Origin of the sequence: Roseicyclus sp. (genome assembly GCF_018402035.1) — a bacterium.
Classification (GTDB): domain Bacteria; phylum Pseudomonadota; class Alphaproteobacteria; order Rhodobacterales; family Rhodobacteraceae; genus Roseicyclus.
In genome coordinates this window covers 272,411-295,817 of sequence record NZ_JAGYJN010000001.1, presented here as the reverse complement: position 1 = coordinate 295,817, position 23,407 = coordinate 272,411, and the positions used below count along the sequence as shown (strand labels likewise).

The following is a 23,407-nucleotide window of genomic DNA, read 5'->3' as shown; positions in this document are numbered from 1 at the left end:
GTGGCGCATAACACACGGCTTTTGACAGGGTCAGCTTTGGCCTTCTGGCTCTTCCTCGCGGCGGCGGCGGCGATAGGCGATCACCTCTTCGGAGACGAAATCGCGAAAGACTTCGACGCGCTTGGATTGGCGCAATTCCTCGGGGTAGGCGAGGAATACGGGCACCTCTGCCGATTGAATATCGGGCAAAACGCGGACGAGCTGCGGGAAATCTTGGGTCAGGTAATCAGGTAAAACGCCGATTCCCAGATGATGGATTACGGCCTGCAAAACGCCGAAATAGTTATTGACCGTCAGGGTCGAGCCGACCGGATAGGCCATTAATTCGCGCACCAAAAGTGCGCCTGCGCTGACTTGGGCAGAGGTGGCATTTTGGCTGATGATGCGGTGTTTTGACAGATCATCGGTCGTCTCGGGCATGCCGTGTTCGGCCAGATAGGTGGGGGATGCGTAAAGCCGCATGTTGATTGTCATCAACCTACGCCGGATCAGATCGGCTTGGCTTGGCTCTTTCATGCGGATGGCGACATCTGCCTCGCGCATTGGCAAATCGAGCAAGCGCTCTTCAAGCATCAGGTCGATCTTGAGGTCTGGGTATTTCTCGTAGAGTGCGGGCAGGCGCGGGGCCAGCCAGAGCGAGCCAAAGCCGATGGTCGTGGTGACGCGCAATTCGCCAAAAACCTCTTCCTCGCTGTCGCGGATGCGCGCGGCGGCGGCGTCAAGCCGTTTGGTCATATGCTTGGTCGCGTCGAACAAAAGCTCGCCCTGTTCGGTCAGGATGAGCCCGCGCGCATGGCGGTGGAACAAGGTGGTGTTCAGACCTTCCTCTAACGCGCGAATCTGTCGGCTGACCGCTGATTGCGACAGGTGCAGCGTGTCGCCCGCATGCGTCAGGCTGCCCGCATCGGCGACGGCGTGAAATATCCTTAGCTTGTCCCAATCCATCCCAGCACTCCTCTCCGCCTACATCGGGAACCCCCGGGTTTTTCGCACGCCACTGATCTATCTTGGGGTGCGGCGACCCAGTTGAAAAGGGGATGTGCCGGATTCTCTTATGTTTTTTGTAACAACGCCCCAAATGAGGCAAAATAAATAGACAGGTCAGCATTTGTTACCTATAGTTTGATGTATTACGATCTACGCTGTCACGGGAGGCCCGCCATGGGAGTGCAGCAAGTATCGCTAGAGGATCGGTTCGATCTGTCAAAATCGCAGGTTTTGCTGACGGGCACACAAGCGCTGGTGCGTTTGATGCTGATGCAGAAATCGCGCGACCGCGCAGTGGGTTTGAACACCGCAGGGCTGGTCACCGGCTATCGCGGCTCGCCGCTGGGTGCGGTCGATATGCAGATGGCGCGCGCCAAATCCCACCTCGGCCCGGCCGATGTCTTGTTTCAACCCGGATCGAACGAAGATTTAGCCGCAACCGCCCTATGGGGCAGTCAGCGCGCCGAGCTTTACGGTGAGGGCAAGTATGACGGCGTCTTTGGCCTTTGGTATGGCAAAGGGCCGGGGGTGGACCGCTCGGGCGATGTGATGCGCCATGTCAATATGGCGGGCTCTTCGCGCCATGGCGGTGTGATCATGGCGATGGGCGATGATCACACGGGCGAAAGCTCGACCGTGTGCCATCAATCGGATTGGGCGATGGTTGATGCGGGCATGCCAGTGGTTAGCCCCGCAGGCGTGCAAGAAATCCTCGACTATGGGCTTTATGGCTTTGCGCTCAGCCGATTTGCCGGGCTTTGGGTTGGTCTTAAGACGATGAAAGACACGGTCGAGGCCACCGCCGTCGTCGATGGACGCCCCGACAGGATGCAGTTTGTGTTGCCTGATTTCATCATGCCCGAGGGTGGGCTGAACATCCGGCTTGATGATCATTGGATCGCGCAAGAAGAACGTCTTTTCACCCATAAGCGCGACGCGGCCGTGGCTTTTGCGCGGGCCAATCGCATGGATCAACGGGTGCATGGCAAAGCGGGTGCCAAGATCGGCTTTGTTGCAGCGGGCAAGAATTGGCTCGACCTGATGACCGCGCTTGCAACGCTGGGCATTGATGCGGCGGCGGCCGAAGAACTGGGCGTGACCACCTATAAGATCGGCCAGACTTGGCCGCTGGATATGCAAAGCCTTGCGGATTGGGCCGAGGGGCTGGACCTGATCGTGGTGGTCGAGGAAAAGCGCAAGCTGATCGAGGGCCAAGTCAAAGAGGCGATCTTTGACGACCGGCGCGGGCGGCGTGTCTATGGCCATCGCAAGGGGGCAAGCGGCGAGGTTCTTTTCCCTGAGCATTTCGCCCTCGACCCCGGCGATATCGCGCTGAAACTCGGTCAAATCCTGATCGAGGAGGGGCGCGGCACCGACCGTATTCGCGCGGGCCTTGCCCATGTTGATGCGGTGGCGCGCAGTGGCAATGCCCCCGATCTGGCGCAGCGCACGCCGTGGTTCTGTTCGGGCTGCCCGCACAACACCTCGACCAAAGTGCCGGACGGCGCGCGCGCTGGTGCGGGCATCGGCTGTCACTTCATGGTCAAATGGATGGATCGCGGGACCGAGGCCTTTACCCATATGGGTGGTGAAGGGGCCAATTGGATCGGCGAGGCACCATTTTCGACGCGTGGCCATATTTTCCAGAATATCGGTGAAGGCACCTATAACCATTCGGGCATTATGGCGATCCGCGCGGCGGTCGCGGCCAATACGACCATCACCTATAAGATCTTGTTCAACGATGCTGTCGCCATGACGGGCGGGCAGGGCAATGATGGTGGCCTTGATCCGGCGCGCGTCGTGGCTGAGGTTTTGGCCGTGGGCGTGCGTCATCTGGCCGTGGTCTATGACCCCAAGGAAGAGATCGACTGGGCCGCCTTTCCGGCGGGGATCGAGAAACACCCCCGCGACGATCTGATGACGGTGCAGGAACGGTTTCAACAAATCGCGGGCGTTTCGGCCATCGTCTATGTCCAGACCTGTGCCGCCGAAAAGCGCCGCCGCCGCAAGCGCGGGCGCTTTCCCGACCCGGATCGGCGGGTCTTTATCAATACCGATGTCTGCGAGGGATGTGGCGATTGCGGGGTGCAATCGAACTGCGTCTCGATCGTGCCGGTGGAAACCGAGCTTGGCCGCAAGCGCGCCATCGATCAATCCAGCTGCAACAAGGATTTTAGCTGCCTCAAAGGGTTTTGTCCCAGCTTCGTGACGCTCGAGGGGGCCAAGATCCGCAAACAGGCCACAGCCGAGGTTGATCTGTCGGGCCTGCCCGATCCCGTTCTGCCCGCGATCCATGGCACGCATAACGTGCTTGTCACAGGCGTGGGCGGCACGGGCGTTGTCACCATCGGCGCGGTCATGGCGCAAGCGGCCCAGATCGACGGCAAAGGCGTCGGCATGATCGAGATGGCGGGGCTTGCCCAAAAGGGTGGCGCTGTTTGGATTCATCTGCGGATTGCCGAAACACCCGCCGAGATCTCGGCCATTCGCCTTGCCTTGGGTGAGGCGCATGCCGTGATTGGCGGCGATCTGGTGGTCAGTGGCGGGGCCAAAAGCCTGTCGCTAATGCGCGCGGGCCAAACGGGCGGCGTGGTCAATTCGCATGAAATTATCACCGGTGACTTCACCCGCAATACGGAATTCACCATTCCAAAGAATGATTTGGAGGTCGCGATAAAGGCAAAGCTGCAAGATCGCTTGGCCCTTTTCGACGCCACCGAATTGTCGCGCGTGCTGTTGGGTGATTCGATCTATTCCAACATGATGGTCTTTGGCGCGGCATGGCAGATGGGGCTGATCCCGCTGAGCCACGCGGCGATTATGCAGGCCATCGCGCTCAATGGTGCGGCGGTTGCGCCGAACATGACGGCCTTCGATATGGGGCGGTGGGCCATCGTGAACCCTGATGCTGTCGCGCGCCTGATCGCGGCGGAGGTTGTGGAAAAGCCCAAGTCGCTGGATGAAAAGATCGCCTATCGTGCGGCGCATTTGACCGCTTACCAAAACGCAGGCTTGGCGCGGCAGTACATGCGTATGCTGGACCGCGTCACCGACCCTGTGCTGCGTGAAGCAGTGGCAAAAGGCTATCATAAGCTTTTGTCTTACAAGGATGAATTCGAAGTGGCCCGGCTGCATCTGGAGACAGAGGCCAAGGCGCGCGCGCAGTTCGATGGGGATTTCAAGATCAGCTATCACCTTGCGCCGCCCTTACTGCCCGGGCGCGATGGGGCGGGTCGGCCCAAGAAACGTGAGTTTGGCGCATGGATTGCGCGGCTCTATCCCATGCTCGCACGGCTCAAGCTGTTGCGCGGCACGCCTTTGAACCCATTCGGCTATACCGCCGAACGGCGGATGGAGCGGGCTTTGATTGCACAGTTTGAGGCCGATATGGCGGCATGGCTGCCCAAGGTGGGGTCCGTCGATCGCGATGCCTTGGTCGCGCTGGCCGAATTGCCCTTGTCGATCCGTGGTTTCGGCCCGGTGAAAGAAGCCAATGCCGCGAAAGCCGCGCTGCGGCGCGCGGAGATTTTGCAGCGCTTGGCATCAGGCAAAACCGCCGTGGCACAGGCGGCGGAATAGGGGGTGCGCTGCCCCCACGGCCTTTGGCCGTTCCCCCGGGATATTTTTGAAACGAAGAAGCCTGTCGCGTTAACGCAATCTTCATGGCGTTCTGCGAGGCTGCCTATGTGATCAACCGAGCATGGAGGGGCGAACCCATGCTGTCGGTTCGAGCCATTGCAGAAGATATCGTGACCCGCGAAGGGGGTTTTGTGGACGATCCCGATGATCCGGGTGGGCCTACGAATTTCGGCGTAACCATCCACACAATGCGCGCCTTGGGGCTGGATTTGGACGGTGACGGTGATGTCGATGCCAGCGATGTGAAGCTGATCACGCGCGCGCAAGCGGTCGCGATTTTTATCGAGCATTATTTTGCGCGTCCCGGGATCGGGCGGCTGCCACCGGCCTTTCAGCCCAGCATTTTCGACATGTATGTGAATGCCGGTTCCAATGCCGTTCGGATCTTGCAGCGGCTTTTGCGCGAGATGGGCCATGATGTGGCGGTCGATGGCAGGATCGGGCCGCTGACGGCGCGCGCGGCCCATGATGCGATGGCGCAAGCCCCGGATCATCTGGTCGATGCTTACGGGATCGCGCGGCGCAACTACTACTACCGCTTGGCCGACCGCCGCCCCGCCAGCCGCAAGTTCGCGCGTCGCCGCGATGGTGGCAAAGGCGGCTGGATCACGCGGGCCGAAGAATTCATCTCGCCGCGTTGGCATTTGAGCGAAGCGGCACATCGCGAAAGGGTAGCGTCATGGGGTTGATCGGGCGGGCTATGGGGGTCGCACGCGCGGCCGAGGCGCTTGGCGCTGCGGCCGAAGGTGTATCGGAGGTCTTTGTGCCCAACGCGACACGCGCCATCGAGTTGGATGCCGCGATCCATCGCGCCACGTTGGAGACCGCCACGGCCGAGTTCCAATATGCGGGCCGCACTTGGTTTGACGCGGCCATCAACGGGTTGAACCGCTTGCCGCGCCCGATGCTGGCGCTTGGCACCTTGGGGCTGTTCATCTTTGCGATGGTCGACCCTGTGGGGTTCGGGGCGCGAATGGTGGGGCTGTCCTTGGTGCCTGAGCCGCTGTGGTGGCTACTTGGGGCGGTTGTCAGCTTTTATTTCGGGGCGCGTGAGTTACATTATATGCGCGCACCAAATCTGGCGCGCCGTGCCGGGCGCATCATCACAAGGGGCAGGGCAGATGTGCCGCCCCCACGCGACCCGATCGCCGCCAACCCGGCGCTTTCAGCTTGGCGGGCAGGTGTAGATCAGCCGAGGCCCAATGCCGATGTCGAGGCTGTCCCAAGATCCCAGTAAAGCCCGGCCATCAGCCCCGTCGCCTGCGGAAAAAGGGCCGAGGGCAAATGCTCATCGGGGGCGTGTTGCGAACAGCCCGGATAGGAATGGGGCACCCAGATCGTGGGGATGCCTAGCACTTCGGTAAAGATATCATTGGGCAGCGATCCGCCAAGCGAGGGCAGCACCACGGGCGGCGCGCCATGGGTGCGCGCAAGCGATGCGGCGGCAAAACCGACCGAAGGGTGATCGACCGGCGTGGCCGAGGCGCGAAACCGGGGGCCAAGTTCTGTCATGATGACATCGCCATGCCCATGCGCGTCGAGATGGGCGCGCAATGCGGCCCCCAGATCGTCATCGTCAATTCCCGGCACATAGCGCAGTTGCACCAACGCTTCGGCCATATCGGGGATGGCATTGACCGGATGGGCAATATCGCCTGCCGAAAAGGCCAAGATCTCGGCGCTGTTCCAAGAATGGATCCGCTCGGCCGGTGTGAGGCCAACGGCCCCCCAATCGGCATCGACCTCGCCACCCGCTGGTGTCAACCCGGCCAAGGCGTTGCGGGCGGCGTCGGGGATAGTTTCGGGCAGCCAGCCTTTCACCTGCAGCGCGCCTTGTACATCGGTGATGCTGGCCAGCGCATGGGCCAGTTCAAGCGCGGGATTTTTCAACGCACCGCCGAAATTGCCCGAATGACGCCCGCCCGTGCGACGGCGCAGCGTCAGCCGAAAGCTGGCACCGCCCCGCGCGCCCAAGAACAGCGTGGGTGTCATCGCATCGATGCGCGGCCCATCCGAGGCAATCAGCAGATCGGCCTTGAGGCGGGATTTCAGCTTTTCGCAGAGCTTGCGCAGCCCAGGTGAGCCGATCTCTTCGCCCATCTCGATCAAGATATGGGCGTTAAAGCCTAGTGACCCGCGCGCGGCGATCACGGCCTGCATCGCGGTCATATTGACGAGCATCTGGCCCTTGTTGTCGGCAATGCCGCGCCCATACCACCGCCCGGCGGTGGCATCGACGCTCAAGACCCAAGGATCGCGCCCCTCGGCCCAGCGCCCGGCCATGCCGGGGACCGTGTCGCCATGGGCATAGCCGAGAATGGTTGGGCGATCATCGCCTTCGATCCGGCTGATGAGCAAGAAGGGGTGGCCATCGGCGCGAAAACCCTCGGTCGTGAAGCCCATCGCAGCAAAGCCTTGGGCAACATGCGAAAGATAGTCTTGTAGCGGCGCATCTGGGTTGCTGGCATCGGTCGGAAAGGCGATGAGATCGGCCAAGGCCGCACGAAACCCATCGTCGCCGGCAAGCTCACGGGCCAGATTGACCGCCGTATCGCGGGCCGCATTCTCAAGCATCACGGGGTATTCCTTGCAAGCCATGCCAAAAGCGCAATCGCGCCCGTCGAAAGAGTGACAGCCAAGGGCGGTCTGCTCAAGCCCCTTGGTCCAGTGGCCATGCAATATAAAAGGTCGTGCCTTTTCCCGGCGCTGTTGTCAGCGCGATGCCGCCACCCACGCCCCGCACGATATCGGCCACAACAAAGAGGCCAAGACCGGATCCGCTGAGGGTTTTGGTGGTAAAATATGGCTCCCAGATCTTGGCCCGCGTGGCGGCACTCATCCCCGGCCCGGTATCGGTGATTGCGAAAAGCGCAAAGGGGGCAGGGGGGATAACACCTGTTTCCAGCTTCACACCTCTTGGCAGGGCGGTGGCGCGTTTAAGCGATAGGGTGATGGTCTGCGCGCCCTCATCCAGCGCCTCGCGCGCGTTCAGCCCAAGATTGAGCAGCACTTGCATCAGCTGCATCCGGTCGCCATCGACAACGAGGGGTTCGTCGGCAATCTTGGTGGTGATCTGTAAGCCGCGCGGTGCGGAAATGCGCAAGATCCCCGCCGCTTCGGCCAGTAATGCCCCAAGATCAAGGCGCATGCGCGCCGACTGGCGGCGGCCTAGCTGCTTTATCGGCTCAAGCAGCGCCACCATTTGCCGCGCGGCGCAATGGATTTCTTCCAAGACATCTTTGTTTTGCGCGAAATGGCCGCGCAGCGCCGGGTCAGAGAGATGCGAGATCAAGGCCACCAGATTGGTCAGATCATGGGTGAATCCCGCCGCGATCAGGTTGACGATTTCTTGGCGTTGGGCGCGTTGGATATTTGCGTGTGCTGCAAGCAGCTGGCGCTGTGTCTCGTTGCGCGCGGTGACATCGCGGCAGATCCAGATCACGGCATTGTCTTGTATCTTGGTCAGGCTGAGTTCAACCTCAAGATCGCGGCCCTTTTTGCAGCGCATCAGGGCGGGACCGTGCCATGTTTCTGCATCATGCAGCGCATCAAGATCAATGGCGCGCAATGCGCTGAGCGAGGCATCGGCGAAAACTGCACACCATGATACGCCAATCAAATCGCTCGGCCGATCATGGCCCAACATGCGTGTGAGCGCCGGATTGACATCAATGATCACGCCCCGGTCATCGGTGATGCAAAGCCCATCGCCCGTCGCGGTGATCGCCGCATCGCGGCGGCGCAGCTCTTGCGCGAGGTCGTTGCCACCGGCCCCGATGCTTTGCGCTGCGGCGTTGTGAAGATCGGCTGCGTATTCATAAGTGATGATCAGCTCTGGTGGCTGATGCGCAGTCTCGCGCAGGGCGATCTTGCGCAAGATCCCTGCACCATTGGCCGACCGCAGGCGAAGCGCTTTGGGCTCTTTCGTGGCCAAGACCATGCGGCAATCGTCTAAAAGCGCAGGATCGGCATCAAGCAAACCCGCGCAGTCCGCGATGGGCTTTGTGATCGCGTTTTGCGCAGGGGCGAAATCTAGCGCCGCATCCGCAGATACGAAAGCCACTGTCATCGCTGGATCGAGGATCAAAACGAGCATGCTGTGTTCTTGCTGATTTGGTTGAATGCTTAAACTTATCCTTCGCCGCTGATTTCACCCAAAAGGGCGCTTGGTGCGCGAAAGCGCATCTTATCACGCATGCGATCCCAAAGGGGTCATGCACTGGTACGGGCTTTCAAAAACAAACCTTAACCACGCATAGGGCAGGCTGAAGGCCCCAACATTGATCAAAAGCAATGACCACCGCGCGAAAGTGCCAATGTAATGATCAAAAGCGCCTTTCGGCGTCAACGCAATGACATAAGTAAAGTGGCGGAGAGACAGGGATTCGAACCCTGGGTGGAGTCACCCCCACAACGGTTTTCGAGACCGCCCCGTTCGACCACTCCGGCACCTCTCCGCGCTTTGGGTCAGGGTCAGTGGGCGGGCATTTAGCTGGCATAGCGAGGGTGCGCAAGGGGGCAATGGGCGTATCCCTGCTACCGTCGGGCGCGAATATGCAAAGCCATGGGCAAATCATCGCGATGGTAGTGGAAATTCTGTCATGATGCGCACATCTAAAAGGACAGCGCCCCCAAGCCGGAGATTTGCGATGCTGCGTCGACCTTTGATTGCTTTTGCCATCGCGACCTTGTCGCTGTCGGGCCATGCGGGCTTTGCCCAAAGCGCGCCGCCCGCGATGCAGGCGCAGGTGATCGCACCCGATGATCCGCTGGGGCCACGCGCGGCGGAATTGCGCGCATTGCTCGCAGCGATGGGCCTATATGATATTCTGGCGATCATGGCCGCCGAGGGGCGCGAGTCTGCGCCCGATATCGCGGCCGATATGTTCCCGGGGCAGGGCGGGGCGGCATGGATGGCCGTCGCGGCAAGCATTTACGCCACTGACAAGATGACCGCCGCTTTCGAGGCGGCGCTGCCCTTGGAGCGCTTGTCAGACGCAGATATCGCAGCCTTGCGCGGATTTTTCGAAAGCGATCTGGGCGCACGCATCGCGGCAGGCGAGATCGCGGCGCGGCAAGCGTTTCTTGATCCGGCCCTTGAGCAGATCGCCACCGATCTGGCCAATGAGCGCGCGGCGCAGAACCATCCGCGCATCGCGCAGCTGACCACGTTCAACATCGTCAATGATCTGGTCGAGCGGAACGTCTCGGGCGCGCTCAATGCCAATTTCGCCTTTTACCGGGGTCTGTCGGATGGTGGCGCCTTTGCTACGCCCATCCCCGAAGAGATGATGCTGGCCGAAGTATGGGGCCAAGAGCCCGCGATCCGCGCCGATACTGTGCAATGGCTTTTGGCCTATCAGACGCTTGCCTATGAGGATTTGTCGGATGCTGATCTTCAGGCCTATATCGATTTCTCGCGCTCGGCTGCGGGCCAAGCGATCAACGCCAGCCTGTTTGCCGCTTTCGACACGGTCTTTAACGCCATTAGCCATGATCTGGGGCGTGCCGCGGCGGGGTTTATTGCAGGTGAAGATACCTAAGCCGCCAATGGCCTTGGCCGCTTGACACGTCACGCGCTTTGGGGCAAATGCAGGCCTCCGACACCGCCCCCAACAGGGCGGTTTTGGATTTTTGATGACACACGCCCCAAGCGGGGCGCGCTGCCCGAGGCGGGGAAACCCCAAAAACACCTGTTACGACAGGGGCCACAGGGCGCGGGAAACAAGAAGGAACCGATTGCGATGTTCGCAGTCCTCAAGACAGGCGGCAAGCAATACAAGGTGCAGGCGGGTGACGTCGTGCGCGTTGAAAGGCTGGCAGCAGAGGCGGGTGAAACCGTCCAATTCAACGATATTCTGATGCTCGGCGGCGATACGCCCAGCGTTGGCAGCCCGATGATCACGGGCGCGGCCGTTCAGGCCACCGTGATCGACCAGATCAAGGGCGAAAAACTCATTCACTACGTCAAGCGCCGCCGCAAGCACTCGTCGCAGCGCACCAAGGGCCATCGTCAAAAGCTGACGCTGATCCGCGTGACCGAGATCTTGGCCTCGGGCGCAGACAAGACCGGCGTCAAAGCTGCAATCGGCACCGGTTCGCTCTCGGCAGCTGAGAAAGCCGCGATGGCGCCTGCCTCGAACAAGGGTGCCGCGCCCAAGGTGGCCGTGGCAGCCGCAGCCAAGCCTGCAGCGCCGAAAGCCGCCAAGGCAGCAGTCGCCGCCGCCGGTGGCGATGACCTCAAGAAGCTGTCGGGCGTTGGCCCTGCGCTTGAGAAGAAGCTGCATGAGGCTGGTGTGACCAGCTTCGCGCAGATCGCCGCTTGGGGTGATGATGATATCGCCGCTTTCGACGAAAAGCTGAACTTCAAAGGCCGGATCGAACGTGAAGGCTGGGTCGATCAAGCCAAAGCGCTGATCGCAGGCTGAGGAGAGAGACGAAATGGCACATAAAAAAGCTGGTGGTAGCTCCCGCAACGGTCGCGATAGCGCGGGTCGGCGTCTGGGCGTGAAGAAGTTCGGTGGCGAGGCCGTCATTCCGGGCAATATCATCCTGCGTCAGCGCGGCACCAAATGGCACCCCGGTGCTGGTGTTGGCCTTGGCAAGGATCACACGATCTTCGCGGTCGTCGAAGGTCATGTTTCTTTCGCCAAAGGGCTGAAGGGCCGCACCTTTGTCTCCGTGCTGCCGGTGGCCGAGGCCGCAGAGTAGCGCCGCATCCCGAGACGGGAAAAGTTTCGAGGGGCCGGCGCGTTCGCCGGCCCCTTCGCGTTTCAGTCATAGTCTTGTGCGATTGCGCCACAGATCCCACCTAAACGCGGTGGGGCACGGGTGAGCATTTTGGGAGAGGGCCAACGGGGATGAAACAAGAAACGATTATCGCGCAACCCGTGATCGAGACGCCACGGATGCTTCTGCGCCCTTTGCGCAATGCCGATGCGGGTCTGATGCGGCTTTATGCCGGTGACAGGCGCGTGGCCGAGATGACCACCCATATTCCCCACCCCTATCCGCCCGGCGCGGCAGAGACCTTGATCGCGCAGGCGATGCGCGCGGATCGTGATGTCTTTACTTGGGCAATGGATGGCTCTGAAGCGGGCGGCGCGGAGTTTCTTGGACTGATCACGCTGCACCAGCTGGACCGTGACCAGACCGAGATCGCCTTTTGGGTCGCGCCGACCATGTGGAACACGGGCTTTGCCTCCGAGGCGGTGCGCGCGCTCATCGCGGCCAATCCGCTGGCCAGCCAAACGATCTTTGCCAGCGTGTTCCAAGATAATCCCGGCTCGGCACGGGTGCTGACCAATGCTGGTTTCGACTACCTTGGCGATGCAGAAGCGTTCTCGGTCGCGCGCGGGGCAAAGGTTGCGACATGGACCTATTTGAAACGTCTCGCCTGACAGCGTAAGACAGGCTTGCGGCGCAAGCCCGGGGGTTTTGCACCCCCGGACCCCCGCAGGATATTTATGAAACAGAGAAGGCGCGGACCGGGTGAACCGGCGCGGTCGGTGATGCTATGAAATTCCTGGACCTCGCCAAGGTTTATATCCGTTCCGGTTCGGGCGGGGGGGGCTGTGTGTCCTTTCGGCGCGAGAAATTCGTTGAGCATGGTGGCCCTGATGGTGGCGATGGCGGTTGCGGCGGCGATGTCTGGGCCGAGGCGGTCGATGGGCTGAACACGCTGATCGATTTTCGCTATCAGCAGCACTTCTTTGCAAAGAACGGTGTGCCGGGCATGGGGCGGCAACGCTCGGGCGCGGATGGCGACGATATCGTTTTGCGCGTGCCTGCGGGCACCGAGATCCTTGATGAGGATGAAGAGACGGTGATCGCCGATCTGACCGAGGTTGGCCAAAAGGTGCTTTTGGCCAAGGGCGGCAATGGCGGCTGGGGCAATCTGCGCTTCAAGACCGCGACGAACCAAGCCCCCCGCCGGGCCAATCCCGGCCAAGAAGGGGTGGAGCGCACGATCTGGCTTCGGCTCAAGCTGATCGCCGATGTGGGGCTTTTGGGCCTGCCCAATGCGGGCAAGTCCACATTCTTGGCCGCAACCTCCAATGCGCGGCCCAAGATCGCCGATTACCCCTTTACGACATTGCATCCCAATCTGGGTGTCGTGGGCGTGGACAATGTCGAGTTCGTCATCGCCGATATCCCCGGTCTGATCGAGGGTGCGCATGAGGGGCGGGGGTTGGGCGACATGTTCCTCGGCCATGTGGAGCGCTGCGCGGTGCTGTTGCATCTGGTCGATGGCACCTCCGAGGATGTCGCTGCGGATTACGATGTGATCATCGGCGAGTTGGAGGCTTATGGCGGCGAATTGGCCGACAAGCCCCGGATTACCGCACTCAACAAGATCGACGCGCTCAGCGATGAAGAAATTGCCGAAAAATCGGCGGCACTCAGAGAGGCATCAGGTGGCGATGTGATGCTGATTTCGGGCGTTGCGCGCACCGGCGTGACCGAAGCGCTGCGCGCCTTGCGTGCGCAAATTGATGCGGGACGGTTGCGCATGCGCGCCGGGCTGGAGGAGGTAGCACCTTGGCGCCCCTGACCCAGCCGGGCCTGCCCATGCTTGGTCAGGCGCGCAGGCTTGTTGTGAAGATCGGCTCGGCGCTATTGGTCGATCAAGAGACTGGCGCGCTGCGCGAGGCGTGGTTGCATGCGCTGGCCGCCGATGTCGCGACGCTGAAGGCACGCGGCATGGATGTGATCTTGGTCTCATCCGGCTCCATCGCCTTGGGGCGCGGGGCGCTTGCCTTGGGCCAAGGCGCGCTATCGCTGGACGAGGCGCAGGCGGCGGCGGCCGTGGGCCAGATCCGGCTTGCGCGCGCCTATGAGGCGGCACTGGCCCCGCATGGGATCGTGGCCGCCCAGATCTTGCTCACCCTTGACGATAGCGCCGACAGGCGGCGCTATCTCAACATGCGTGCGACCTTTGCGGCGCTGCTTGCGCGGGGGGCAGTGCCCATCGTGAATGAGAATGATACCATCGCCACCGATGAGATCCGCTATGGTGATAACGACCGTTTAGCCGCCAATGTCGCGGTAATGGCGGGCGCAGATATCTGTGTGCTGTTGTCCGATATCGACGGGCTCTACACCGCCAACCCGCGCGAGGATGCGCGCGCGCAGCATTTACCCGTGGTCGAAAGCATCACCCCGGAGATCGCGGCGATGGCGGGTGATGCGGGCACGGGCCTATCCAAGGGCGGGATGAAGACCAAGCTGATGGCCGCGCGGACCGCCACCGCATCGGGCTGTGCCATGGCGATTGCGCAAGGTGCGGGGATGAACCCGCTTGCCGCGATTGCCGATGGGGCGCGGGTGACATGGTTTACCGCCACGCTTGATCCACAAACCGCGCGCAAACGTTGGATTTCTGCGATGAAGCCCAAGGGCACGCTGCGACTTGACCAAGGTGCAGCCGCAGCGCTCGCGCGAGGAAGCTCGCTTCTACCCGCCGGTGTGTCCGAGGTGATGGGCGATTTCCAACGCGGCGATCCCGTCGCGCTGGAAGGGCCGGATGGCGCAAGGCTAGGTCTGGGCCTATGCCGCTACACCGCCGAGGAGACGCGCGCCATCGCGGGTCATCGCTCAGACGAGATCGCGCGGATTTTGGGCTATCCCGGACGCGCGGCCTTGGTTCATCGTGATGATATGGCCGTCTAAGGGGGGACAAGGCATGCATGGGCTTTTCTTCGATGTGCAACCCAAGCCGGGGCATATGCCCCATTATTTCGACCATGTGAACCGGCTCAAGCCGATCTTGGCGAAACATGCGGGGCTGATGTTTCTCGACCGTTACCAGCCGCGCGATGATGCGGGCGCGCTGTTGTCGCATCAGCTTTGGGCCGATGAGCAAGCCATCGCGGCATGGCGGGCCGAAAGCACCCATCGCGCCAGCCAAGCCGCAGGGCGGCGCATCCATTTCGATGGCTACCGCATCCGCGTGGGTGAGATGGTGCTGCATCTGACCCAAGATTTGCCCGCCCCTCATGATCAGATTCCCGATGCACGGCTTTTGGTCGTGGCCTATGGCGATGGCGGCCTCACGTTGCCCGGTGCGCGGCTCTATGAAAGCGTCAATCATCCCGGCCAATGCGTGGCCTTGGCCGGTGATCGCAGCCGGACCGAGGCTTTGGATCTGGCCCACCACGCCATGGCGCAAGGCGCGCGTGATCTGCGTATCTTTGCGATCAACCGCGACTACAGCTTGACCGAGCGGGCCGAGGCACCGAGCCACTGATCGTACCAAAGCTTGGGTTTCACCTTTCCGAAAATACGCCTATCCTCAGCTGTGATCCCTGCGCAAAAGGCCAAAGCGATGCAAGATCTGACCCGCGACAGCACTGATGAGATTGCAAGCTTGATGGCGGATATCGGCGCGCGCGCAAAGGCTGCCGCTGCAATCCTTGCCACGGCCAGCGCCGACAATAAGCGCCGCGCGCTTGAAGAGGCGGCGCGCCTGATCGGTGCGCGCGCGGCGGATATTCTGGCCGCCAATGCGCAAGACATGGCCTTTGGCCGTGATAAAGGGCTGTCAGAGGCCATGCTGGACCGGCTTGAACTGACACCGGCCCGGCTTGACGCCATCGCAGCGGGCCTGCGTGCGGTCGCGGCCCAAGATGACCCTGTCGGGGCGGTGATCGCGGAATGGGACAGGCCCAATGGGCTGCATATCGCGCGGGTGCGCACCCCCTTGGGTGTGATCGGTGTGATCTATGAAAGCCGGCCCAATGTCACCGCCGATGCAGGTGCGCTATGCCTCAAATCCGGCAATGCGGTGATCTTGCGTGGGGGATCGGAAAGCCTGCATTCCTCGGGTGCCTTGGTCGATTGCCTGCGCGCGGGCCTCAAGGCGGCGGGTTTGCCCCAAGATGCGGTGCAGCTTGTGCCGACGCGCGACCGTGCGGCGGTGCGCGCCTTACTCACCATGACCGATTTCGTCGATGTCATCGTGCCGCGTGGTGGCAAAGGGCTTGTTGGCCTTGTACAAGCCGAGGCGCGCGTGCCTGTCTTTGCCCATCTCGAAGGGATCTGTCACATCTACATCGATGCCAGCGCCGATCCGGAGAAATCCGTGCGCGTCACGCTCAACGCCAAGACACGGCGCACGGGAATTTGTGGCGCGGCGGAATGCTTGCTGATCCATCGTGATGTGGCCGATACCATTGGGCGCGATGTGATCGCGGCTCTGGTCGCGGCGGGCGTCGAAGTGCGCGGTGACACCGCCTTGCAAAGCCTGCCGGGTGTTGTGGCCGCGAAAGCCGATGATTGGGGCAAAGAATTTCTCGATCATATCATCGCCGCGCGCGTGGTCGATGATATCGACGCGGCGATCGCCCATATCCGCCAATTTGGCTCGCAGCATACCGAAAGCATTCTGACCGAAGATGACAGTGCGGCCGCACAGTTTTTCGCCCAAATCGACAGCGCGATCGTGATGCACAACGCCTCGACCCAATTTGCCGATGGGGGTGAGTTCGGTATGGGCGCCGAGATCGGGATTGCCACCGGCAAGCTGCATGCGCGCGGTCCTGTGGGGGCAGAGCAGCTGACCTCGTTCAAATATCTCGTTACCGGCGACGGGACGATCCGGCCTTGAAAAAAATCCTTAAAAGGATTTTTTTACCCGAATTTTCGTACGAAAATTCGGGGCAACCCACCCAATGGAGCAAAAATGACCGACCGCCGCAATGACCGCCCCCAGACCTTGGTTCGCCGCCATCCTTTGAAGGAAGGGGTCAGCCGGGCCGTGGTCACGCCGATCCAACCTTCGGTGGTTTATGCCTCTCCCTCCATCGACATGCTGCATGCCCAATATGAGGGCCGCGCGCAGGGCTATACCTATGCGCGTGAAGGCCATCCCAACGCGACACTTCTGGCGCAGAAAATCGATATGCTCGAAGGGGCTGAGAACGGCCTTGTAACAGGTTCGGGCATGGCGGCCGTTACCGCCGCGATCATGGGGATACTGGGGGCAGGGGACCATATCATCGGGGCTGATCAGCTCTATGGTCGCTCGCTGCGATTGATGCATCAAGACCTTGCGCGGTTTGGCATTGCCACCAGCCTCGTTGATCCCACCAACCCCGAGGCGCTGCGCGCCGCGATCCGGCCCGAGACCAAGATGATCTTGCTTGAGGTGGTGTCGAACCCAACCCTGCGGGTCGCCGATATGGCGGGCATCATCGCTGTGGCGAAAGCGGCGGGGGTGCGCGTGGCGGTCGACAATACCTTTACCACGCCCATTGGTTACCGCCCATTCGATCATGGGGCCGATATCGTCATCCATTCGGTGACCAAGCTTTTGGCCGGCCATTCCGATGTGACGCTGGGTTATGTCGCAGCGCGCGATCCGGCCGACAGCAAGAAAATCTATGATTTCGCGGTGACCACAGGGCTGACACCCAGCCCCTATGAGTGCTGGCTGGCCGAGCGCGGGCTTTATACCTTTCCGCTGCGCTTTGACCGGGCCGAGGCAAATGCCGCCCGTCTCGCCGATTGGTTCGCGGATCAACCCAAGGTGGCGCGCGTGCTTTACCCCGGCCGCACCGATCACCCTGACCATGCGCAAGCTAAGGCGCTTTTGGCTGGGCGTTATGGCAATATGCTCTCGATCATGATCGATGGCGATGCGGCAGCCGCCAACCGCATGGTCGAGGCGATGCCGGAGATGGCCTTTGCGCCGACCTTGGGCGATGTTGGCACCACGCTGAGCCATCCGCCCTCATCCTCCCATCGCGGCCTGACGGCTGAGGGGCGCGCAGCACTCGGCATTACGGATGGGTTCTTCCGGATCTCGGTCGGGATCGAAGATGTCGATTTGCTGATTGCCGATTTCGAAGCTGGGCTTGCGGCAATCTAAAGCGTGTTGCGTTTGATCGTTCGCCTGTTGCGGTGAATGCAATAGAACGCGACACGCTTTAAAGCGAATGGAGCGGCGATGTTCCATCAAGGATGATGACATCGAAATTGATGCCGGGCGATTGGGCCGCAACCTCGCGGCGGACCAGCCTTGCATCAGGTAACCTGTCAACCAGCGCCAAATAGCGCCCACGATAGCCATACTGCGCCAGCATCCGCGCCAGATCGAGCGCGTCGAATTCCGGCGTCACAAGGCGCGAGAGCACCAAGATGGGTGCTGCCTGTCCGACAAGCGGGATATCTGCCAAATGGTCAAGCGCGACCGAGCGGATCAGCGCGCCGGGTTGCACCAAGTTCGGCGGCAAGGCCGACACGACGTCACATGCGATCTCGACCGCAAGCACGGGGCGTTCGGCGCATTGTTCCTCGGGCCCTTCTTGACGGGCGCGAGAAAGGGCTTGCCTGTCTCTTCCATCCATCTTTGGCACCTTATTTTCAACGATGGTGTGGCATGGCACCGCCGCCTGACCGATCCGGCGCAGCCAGCGATACGACAGCCAAGTTTGCCATCAGGGTTGTCAGTATAGCGAGAAAATTTCTTTGTCAAAGATAACAAATGCAGATGATAAGAATTTCGCAACCATTGCCAAGCGATGGGAATCGCGCCACGCCTAGCGCCGTGCCACATACGGCAACCGCGAAAACCATGGGGCCATGATGAGCGACGCGCTTCTGAGTGAATTGATGGAGGCGGTGCCCGAGCCGATGCTGCACCTGTCACAAGGCGGGCAAGTGTTGCGCGCAAACAGTGCCGCACGCACGCTTTTGGGCAATTGGATCGAAGGGCGCAGCTATGCCTCGGTCTTGCGCCAGCCGTCGCTTCTAGGCCGGATCGAAGCGGCTTTTGCCGATGGTCAGCCGGGCGAGGCGCGGCTGCAACGCACCGAACGCACGGGTGAGACGCAATACCGGGTCAAGATCACGCCGATTGGCCCGCCCGATGCGCGCGGCCAGCATGATCTGGCGCTTTATTTCACCGATATCACCCATCTGCGCGAAGCCGAGGAGATGCGGCGTGATTTCGTGGCCAATGTCAGCCACGAATTGCGCACGCCCCTGACCGCCGTGATGGGTTTCATCGAAACGCTCCGTGGACCGGCGCGCGATGATGTCACCGCGCGTGAACGATTCTTGGGGATCATGGAGGGCGAGGCGCGGCGCATGAACCGCTTGGTCTCGGATCTATTGTCGCTGAGCCGGGTCGAGTCGCAAGAGCGCCAGCGCCCTTCGGATGATGTCGATCTTGGTGCCGTTCTTCGCGGTGTGATCGCCGCATTGCGTCCCGCCGCCGAGGAACAAGCCTGTGAACTGGTGCTCGATATCCGGCCCGCCGCGCCAGAGCTTGCGCTTGACACAGCCGCAGATGTGTTTCGCCTCAAGGGCGACCGTGATCAGTTGATGCAGGTGTTTTTGAACCTGACGGAGAATGCGCTGAAATATGGTGGGCGTGGGAAAACCGTCACCATCGGGATTGGTTGGCAACAGGGGATGGGCGCGATGCCCGGCCCCTTGATCGTGGCCGATGTCACCGATCAAGGCGATGGGATCGACCCTTTGCACATCCCGCGTTTGACCGAACGGTTTTACCGTGTGGATACGCATCGCAGCCGGGCGATGGGCGGCACGGGGCTGGGCTTGGCCATCGTCAAGCATATTATCAACCGCCATCGCGGTCGTCTGCGCATCGAATCGCGCCAAGGTGAGGGCAGCGTTTTCACGGTGATCTTGCCGCGCGATTGACCGGATTTGCGGGGCGTCATGGAAATAAGCCTGCGCGTCGATGAGTGTCATAAAGCTGTTACCTAAGCGTCACAAAAGCATTGCATGGGACCGATAGGCGGTCGCTCAAGGATGCGCATTCGGGCGCGTTCGGATGTATGACTAAATTAGGAGATCTCTTCCATGTCGCTCGCAAAACTTTCCGTTTCGGTTTTGGCAATCGCCGCCGTTTCCGCAACTGGCGCCTTCGCGCAGAGCCGTGACAACGTGCAGATTGCCGGTTCTTCGACCGTTCTGCCCTATGCAACCATCGTTGCAGAAGCTTTCGGTGAAAACTTTGACTTCCCGACCCCCGTCGTTCAGGGCGGTGGCTCGGGCGCTGGCCGCGCAATGATGTGCGAAGGCGTTGGTGAGACCACCATCGACATCGCGAACTCGTCCTCGCGCATCAAGCAGTCCGACCTCGACCGTTGTGCCTCGAACGGCGTGACCGAGGTGATGGAAGTGCGTTTCGGCTATGACGGCATCGTCTTCGCGTCGGACATCAACGGCCCGGCTTTCGCTTTCACCCCCGGCGATCTGTACAATGCCATCGGCGCAAAGGTCTTGGTCAACGGCGCGCTCGTCGACAACGCCTACAGCCAGTGGTCGGAATTCAACGCAAGCCTGCCCGCCCAGGACATCCTCGTCCTGTCGCCCGGCACCAAGCACGGCACCCGCGAAGTCTTTGACGAGCGCGTGTTGATCGCTGGCTGCGAAGAGACCGGCGCAATGGCTGCGATGGTCGCTGGCGGCATGTCGGAAGACGATGCCGAGGACGCATGCATGGCCGTGCGCACCGATAATGGCCGCAACGTCGACATCGACGGCGACTACACCGAGACGCTTCAGCGCCTCGAGAACGACCGCAACGCAATCGGCGTTTTCGGTCTGTCCTTCTACACCAACAACACCGACAAGCTGCGCGTCGCAACGATGAACGGCGTTGTCCCCTCGACCGAAAGCGTTGCCTCGGGCGAATATCCGATCTCGCGTCCGCTGTTCTTCTACGTGAAGATGGCGCATCTCGACGTGATCCCCGGCCTGCAGGACTATGTTGAGTTCTTCGTCTCCGACGACATGGCTGGCCCGAACGGCCCGCTGGCCCAGTATGGCCTCGTGTCCGACCCGGCGCTGGCCGCAACTCAGGACATGGTGCGCAACCGCGTCGCCATGGGCCCGCTGAACTAATCTAAAGTGATTATGGCACCCCGGGGTTGTCCTGGGGTGCTATTTCTTTCACCGCTGCAAGGTTCGTTAGATGACCGTCACTGTGCTCATTTTGCTCTTGCTCGCCCTTGGCGCTGTCGGATTTTTTCTTGGCCGCGCCCGTGCAATGGCTGCTTCGCAAGGCGACATGCGCCGGTTGCATTCCCTACCCAATTTTTACGGTTGGCATGGCGCCATTATGGCCTTTCTGCCGGCTTTGTTTTTCCTGACGCTCTGGTCCATTGCCCAGCCTTTGTTGATTGAGCGGCAGCTGGCGGGCTTTTTTCCCGCCGAGCAATTTGAGAATGAAACCGACCGTATTTTGTTGATGGCCGATGTGCGCCGCGTCGCGCAGGGCATCGACAGTGCTGTGGTCGCAGGCGCGTTGACGCCAGATCAGGCGATTGCGCTGAATATTGCAGATGATGATGTTCGCGCGCGCTTGGCCGAAGTGGGCGTGGCGCTTGGCTCTGCCGTCACAGCTGAGGTGCTACAAGCGGCGCAGAGTTACCGCGAATTGGCAAGCACAGGCGGTTTGTTTCGATCCATCTTTACGATCTTAATCGCCTTGGGCTGTTTGGCCTATGCCATCAAGATCACGCAGGCGGATTTTCGTGCGCGTAATCGGGTTGAGGCCGTGGCGTTGGGGATGTTGATGTTGGCCTCGACCATCGCGATTTTGACTACCGTTGGGATCATTTTGTCGATGTTGTCGGAAACGATCCGTTTTTCGACCATGTATCCTTTCGCTGACTTCCTCTTTGGCCTGACGTGGGCGCCAACCTTTCAGGGCAATAGCCAGCTCGGGCTTTTGCCACTGTTGTGGGGAACATTCTACATCAGCTTTGTGGCGATGGTTGTCGCTGTGCCGACGGGCATTTTCACAGCTATTTACTTGGCCGAATATGCCAGCCCGCGCGTGCGCTCCGTCGTCAAGCCGCTGATCGAGGTGATCGCAGGGATCCCCACCGTGGTTTTCGGGCTTTTTGCGCTGGTGACCGTGGGTCCGTTCCTGCGCGAATGGATTGCCGAGCCGACCGGGCTTGGCACCTCTGGGTCGTCGGTCATGACCGCGGGTATCGTGATTGGCATTCTTCAGGTGCCATTCATCTCATCTCTGACCGACGACATCATGAATGCCGTGCCGCAATCATTGCGCGATGGGTCGTATGGCTTGGGCGCCACGAAATCGGAAACCGTGCGTCAGGTCATCTTGCCCGCTGCATTACCGGGGATCGTTGGTGCGATCTTGCTAGCTGCCAGCCGCGCCATTGGTGAGACGATGATCGTGACCATGGGTGCGGGTGCATCGGCCAAGCTCGACCTTAACCCGTTCGAGGCGATGACAACGATCACCGTGAAGATCGTGAGCCAATTGACGGGCGATCTGGAATTCAATTCGCCTGAAACGCTCGTGGCCTTTGCGCTGGGGATCACGCTGTTCGTGATCACCTTGGGGCTAAATGTTTTCGCGCTTTGGGTCGTGCGCAGGTACCGGGAGCAGTATGAATGACCGACGCAGCAGCAGCCAATCCTCCGCAGAACCCGGCTAAGCCGTCATCCTCCTTGTTGAAACAAACAGACCGGATGAAGCAGCGTAATGCCGCCGAGGCACGGTTTAAATACTATGGCATCGTCGCGATCTGTGTCAGCCTTTCGGTGCTGTTCATCATGCTTTGGACGATCTTTTCCGACGGTCTGTCTGCATTTCGGCAAGCAACGTTTTCTTTCACGGTCACGCTTGATGCCGAACGGCTTGACCCCGATGGAAACCGCCAGCGCGATGAAATGATGCGCGTGACGACCATTGGTTATACCGGTTTGTTGAATGACAATTTGATCGCCTATCTGGGCGAGCGTGGCATCTCGACCGAAGGTGTGACCGACAAGGAAATCGCGGCCTTCATTTCGCGCGACACGCCCGCACGGCTTCGTCATATGGTCATCGCAGACCCGTCGCTTTTGGGCCAAACCATCCGGTTCGAGGGATATGCCACGGGGCGCATCGACGGCTATCTGAAGGGTCGGGTGACGCGCGAAATCGCCTTGCTTGACGTCAATATCTCTGTGGCTCAACTCGACCTTGCCGACCGCATGGTGGATGATGGGCTTTTGTCGCTCAAGTTCAACTGGGGCTTTTTGACCAACCCCGATGCCTCGGACCAGCGCCCAGAAGCCTCGGGGTTGGGCGTGGCGATGATCGGGTCGGCCTATATGATGCTCTTGGTGGCGATCATGGTGCTGCCGCTTGGCGTGTCTGCCTCGATCTATCTTGAAGAATTCGCGCCCAAGAACCGTTGGACCGATTTGATCGAGGTGAATATCTCGAACCTCGCGGCGGTTCCGTCGATTGTTTATGGTATTCTTGGCCTTGCGATCTTCATTAACTTTGCGCAGTTCCCGCAATCCTCGCCACTTGTCGGGGCGCTGGTGCTAACGCTGATGACATTGCCCACGATCATCATCGCCACGCGCGCGGCCATTCGTGCCGTCCCCCCCTCGATCCGGGATGCGGCGATGGGGGTAGGGGCGTCCAAAATGCAGGTGGTGTTTCACCATGTTCTGCCCTTGGCAGCGCCGGGCATTTTGACTGGCACGATCTTGGGGCTGGCGTCGGCATTGGGTGAAACGGCACCTTTGTTGCTGATCGGGATGGTGGCCTTTGTGGCCAATTACCCCGCAGGGCCGTTTGACGGCGGCATCTTGGATCCGGCAACGGCGCTTCCGGTTCAGGTCTATTCCTGGGCTTCGCGGGCCGACCCGGCCTTTATCGAGCGGTCGGCAGGGGCAATCATCGTATTGTTGGCCTTTTTGCTGATCATGAACATCTTGGCCATTGTGCTACGTCGCCGGTTCGAGCGGCGCTGGTAAGGAACGGAAC

At 60.8% G+C, this 23,407-nt stretch carries 20 protein-coding genes and 1 tRNA gene; 16 read left to right on the top strand and 5 right to left on the bottom strand.

Annotated elements, in window-relative coordinates:
- Positions 1-30: 30 nt before the first annotated feature.
- Positions 31-945, bottom strand: a complete 915-nt coding sequence (locus KG698_RS01385; RefSeq protein WP_213683771.1) for a LysR family transcriptional regulator — start codon at positions 943-945, stop codon at positions 31-33.
- A gap of 216 nt (positions 946-1,161) precedes the next feature.
- On the opposite strand from KG698_RS01385, the gene KG698_RS01380 reads away from it, so the two are divergent.
- From KG698_RS01380 to KG698_RS01370, 3 genes are all read left to right on the top strand, one after another.
- On the top strand, positions 1,162-4,569 hold the full coding sequence (locus KG698_RS01380) for an indolepyruvate ferredoxin oxidoreductase family protein (protein ID WP_213683770.1): 3,408 nt from the start codon (positions 1,162-1,164) through the stop codon (positions 4,567-4,569).
- A gap of 137 nt (positions 4,570-4,706) precedes the next feature.
- A complete protein-coding gene (locus KG698_RS01375) occupies positions 4,707-5,318 on the top strand; it encodes a holin-associated N-acetylmuramidase (RefSeq protein ID WP_213683769.1) in 612 nt (203 codons plus the stop codon).
- Positions 5,309-5,866 carry a holin family protein gene (locus tag KG698_RS01370; protein WP_213683768.1) on the top strand — a complete coding sequence of 186 codons (558 nt, stop codon included), beginning with the start codon at positions 5,309-5,311 and terminating at the stop codon, positions 5,864-5,866. The genes KG698_RS01375 and KG698_RS01370 overlap by 10 nt, the downstream gene beginning before the upstream one ends.
- On the opposite strand, the gene KG698_RS01365 is transcribed toward KG698_RS01370, so the two are convergent.
- The 3 genes from KG698_RS01365 to KG698_RS01355 form a co-directional block, all read right to left on the bottom strand.
- Entirely contained in the window at positions 5,818-7,308 is a 1,491-nt protein-coding gene (locus tag KG698_RS01365) for a M20/M25/M40 family metallo-hydrolase (protein WP_300982795.1), read from the bottom strand. The genes KG698_RS01370 and KG698_RS01365 overlap by 49 nt on opposite strands.
- On the bottom strand, positions 7,280-8,725 hold the full coding sequence (locus KG698_RS01360) for an ATP-binding protein (protein WP_213683767.1): 1,446 nt from the start codon (positions 8,723-8,725) through the stop codon (positions 7,280-7,282). Before KG698_RS01360 ends, KG698_RS01365 begins: the two co-directional genes overlap by 29 nt.
- A 271-nt stretch (positions 8,726-8,996) precedes the next feature.
- A tRNA-Ser gene (locus KG698_RS01355) sits at positions 8,997-9,086 on the bottom strand.
- Between the two features lie 192 nt (positions 9,087-9,278).
- On the opposite strand from KG698_RS01355, the gene KG698_RS01350 reads away from it, so the two are divergent.
- From KG698_RS01350 to KG698_RS01310, 9 genes are all read left to right on the top strand, one after another.
- Positions 9,279-10,172 carry a DUF2059 domain-containing protein gene (locus KG698_RS01350; RefSeq protein ID WP_213683766.1) on the top strand — a complete coding sequence of 298 codons (894 nt, stop codon included), beginning with the start codon at positions 9,279-9,281 and terminating at the stop codon, positions 10,170-10,172.
- Between the two features lie 201 nt (positions 10,173-10,373).
- A complete protein-coding gene (locus KG698_RS01345) occupies positions 10,374-11,057 on the top strand; it encodes a 50S ribosomal protein L21 (RefSeq protein WP_213683765.1) in 684 nt (227 codons plus the stop codon).
- Positions 11,058-11,070: 13 nt separating this feature from the next.
- Positions 11,071-11,340 carry a 50S ribosomal protein L27 gene (gene rpmA, locus KG698_RS01340; protein WP_213683764.1) on the top strand — a complete coding sequence of 90 codons (270 nt, stop codon included), beginning with the start codon at positions 11,071-11,073 and terminating at the stop codon, positions 11,338-11,340.
- Positions 11,341-11,489: 149 nt separating this feature from the next.
- The gene (locus KG698_RS01335; RefSeq protein WP_213683763.1) at positions 11,490-12,029 is read left to right on the top strand and encodes a GNAT family N-acetyltransferase; all 540 of its coding nucleotides are present in this window, start codon (positions 11,490-11,492) and stop codon (positions 12,027-12,029) included.
- A 116-nt stretch (positions 12,030-12,145) separates the two neighbouring features.
- Entirely contained in the window at positions 12,146-13,183 is a 1,038-nt protein-coding gene (gene obgE / locus KG698_RS01330; protein WP_213683762.1) for a GTPase ObgE, read from the top strand.
- 17 nt (positions 13,184-13,200) lie between these two features.
- Positions 13,201-14,301 carry a glutamate 5-kinase gene (gene proB / locus KG698_RS01325; protein WP_213684264.1) on the top strand — a complete coding sequence of 367 codons (1,101 nt, stop codon included), beginning with the start codon at positions 13,201-13,203 and terminating at the stop codon, positions 14,299-14,301.
- 13 nt (positions 14,302-14,314) lie between these two features.
- A complete protein-coding gene (locus tag KG698_RS01320) occupies positions 14,315-14,878 on the top strand; it encodes an antibiotic biosynthesis monooxygenase (protein WP_213683761.1) in 564 nt (187 codons plus the stop codon).
- 78 nt (positions 14,879-14,956) lie between these two features.
- On the top strand, positions 14,957-16,237 hold the full coding sequence (locus KG698_RS01315; RefSeq protein ID WP_213683760.1) for a glutamate-5-semialdehyde dehydrogenase: 1,281 nt from the start codon (positions 14,957-14,959) through the stop codon (positions 16,235-16,237).
- Between the two features lie 75 nt (positions 16,238-16,312).
- A complete protein-coding gene (locus KG698_RS01310; protein WP_213683759.1) occupies positions 16,313-17,500 on the top strand; it encodes an aminotransferase class I/II-fold pyridoxal phosphate-dependent enzyme in 1,188 nt (395 codons plus the stop codon).
- A gap of 58 nt (positions 17,501-17,558) precedes the next feature.
- Here the strand turns inward: KG698_RS01310 and KG698_RS01305 are convergent, their stop codons facing one another.
- Positions 17,559-17,978, bottom strand: a complete 420-nt coding sequence (locus KG698_RS01305) for a hypothetical protein (protein ID WP_213683758.1) — start codon at positions 17,976-17,978, stop codon at positions 17,559-17,561.
- Positions 17,979-18,216: 238 nt separating this feature from the next.
- Here KG698_RS01305 and KG698_RS01300 point away from each other — a divergent pair, with 238 nt between their 5' ends.
- From KG698_RS01300 to pstA, 4 genes are all read left to right on the top strand, one after another.
- Positions 18,217-19,299, top strand: coding sequence for an ATP-binding protein (locus tag KG698_RS01300; protein ID WP_213683757.1), 1,083 nt, complete (start codon positions 18,217-18,219; stop codon positions 19,297-19,299).
- A gap of 162 nt (positions 19,300-19,461) precedes the next feature.
- The gene (locus tag KG698_RS01295) at positions 19,462-20,508 is read left to right on the top strand and encodes a substrate-binding domain-containing protein (RefSeq protein ID WP_213683756.1); all 1,047 of its coding nucleotides are present in this window, start codon (positions 19,462-19,464) and stop codon (positions 20,506-20,508) included.
- Between the two features lie 70 nt (positions 20,509-20,578).
- Complete coding sequence (gene pstC / locus KG698_RS01290) at positions 20,579-22,039, top strand: phosphate ABC transporter permease subunit PstC (protein ID WP_213683755.1); 1,461 nt, start codon at positions 20,579-20,581, stop codon at positions 22,037-22,039.
- Positions 22,036-23,397, top strand: coding sequence for a phosphate ABC transporter permease PstA (gene pstA / locus KG698_RS01285; protein WP_213683754.1), 1,362 nt, complete (start codon positions 22,036-22,038; stop codon positions 23,395-23,397). Before pstC ends, pstA begins: the two co-directional genes overlap by 4 nt.
- The last annotated feature ends 10 nt before the right edge of the window (positions 23,398-23,407 follow it).

Excerpts from the sequence above, each read along its gene's own strand:
- KG698_RS01385 (WP_213683771.1), bottom strand. The coding sequence starts at position 945 with ATGGATTGGGACAAGCTAAGGATATTTCACGCCGTCGCCGATGCGGGC.
- KG698_RS01380 (WP_213683770.1), top strand. The coding sequence starts at position 1,162 with ATGGGAGTGCAGCAAGTATCGCTAGAGGATCGGTTCGATCTGTCAAAA.
- KG698_RS01375 (WP_213683769.1), top strand. The coding sequence starts at position 4,707 with ATGCTGTCGGTTCGAGCCATTGCAGAAGATATCGTGACCCGCGAAGGG.
- KG698_RS01370 (WP_213683768.1), top strand. The coding sequence starts at position 5,309 with ATGGGGTTGATCGGGCGGGCTATGGGGGTCGCACGCGCGGCCGAGGCG.
- KG698_RS01360 (WP_213683767.1), bottom strand. The coding sequence starts at position 8,725 with ATGCTCGTTTTGATCCTCGATCCAGCGATGACAGTGGCTTTCGTATCT.
- KG698_RS01350 (WP_213683766.1), top strand. The coding sequence starts at position 9,279 with ATGCTGCGTCGACCTTTGATTGCTTTTGCCATCGCGACCTTGTCGCTG.
- KG698_RS01345 (WP_213683765.1), top strand. The coding sequence starts at position 10,374 with ATGTTCGCAGTCCTCAAGACAGGCGGCAAGCAATACAAGGTGCAGGCG.
- rpmA (WP_213683764.1), top strand. The coding sequence starts at position 11,071 with ATGGCACATAAAAAAGCTGGTGGTAGCTCCCGCAACGGTCGCGATAGC.
- KG698_RS01335 (WP_213683763.1), top strand. The coding sequence starts at position 11,490 with ATGAAACAAGAAACGATTATCGCGCAACCCGTGATCGAGACGCCACGG.
- obgE (WP_213683762.1), top strand. The coding sequence starts at position 12,146 with ATGAAATTCCTGGACCTCGCCAAGGTTTATATCCGTTCCGGTTCGGGC.
- proB (WP_213684264.1), top strand. The coding sequence starts at position 13,201 with ATGCTTGGTCAGGCGCGCAGGCTTGTTGTGAAGATCGGCTCGGCGCTA.
- KG698_RS01320 (WP_213683761.1), top strand. The coding sequence starts at position 14,315 with ATGCATGGGCTTTTCTTCGATGTGCAACCCAAGCCGGGGCATATGCCC.
- KG698_RS01315 (WP_213683760.1), top strand. The coding sequence starts at position 14,957 with ATGCAAGATCTGACCCGCGACAGCACTGATGAGATTGCAAGCTTGATG.
- KG698_RS01310 (WP_213683759.1), top strand. The coding sequence starts at position 16,313 with ATGACCGACCGCCGCAATGACCGCCCCCAGACCTTGGTTCGCCGCCAT.
- KG698_RS01305 (WP_213683758.1), bottom strand. The coding sequence starts at position 17,978 with ATGGATGGAAGAGACAGGCAAGCCCTTTCTCGCGCCCGTCAAGAAGGG.
- KG698_RS01300 (WP_213683757.1), top strand. The coding sequence starts at position 18,217 with ATGAGCGACGCGCTTCTGAGTGAATTGATGGAGGCGGTGCCCGAGCCG.
- KG698_RS01295 (WP_213683756.1), top strand. The coding sequence starts at position 19,462 with ATGTCGCTCGCAAAACTTTCCGTTTCGGTTTTGGCAATCGCCGCCGTT.
- pstC (WP_213683755.1), top strand. The coding sequence starts at position 20,579 with ATGACCGTCACTGTGCTCATTTTGCTCTTGCTCGCCCTTGGCGCTGTC.
- pstA (WP_213683754.1), top strand. The coding sequence starts at position 22,036 with ATGACCGACGCAGCAGCAGCCAATCCTCCGCAGAACCCGGCTAAGCCG.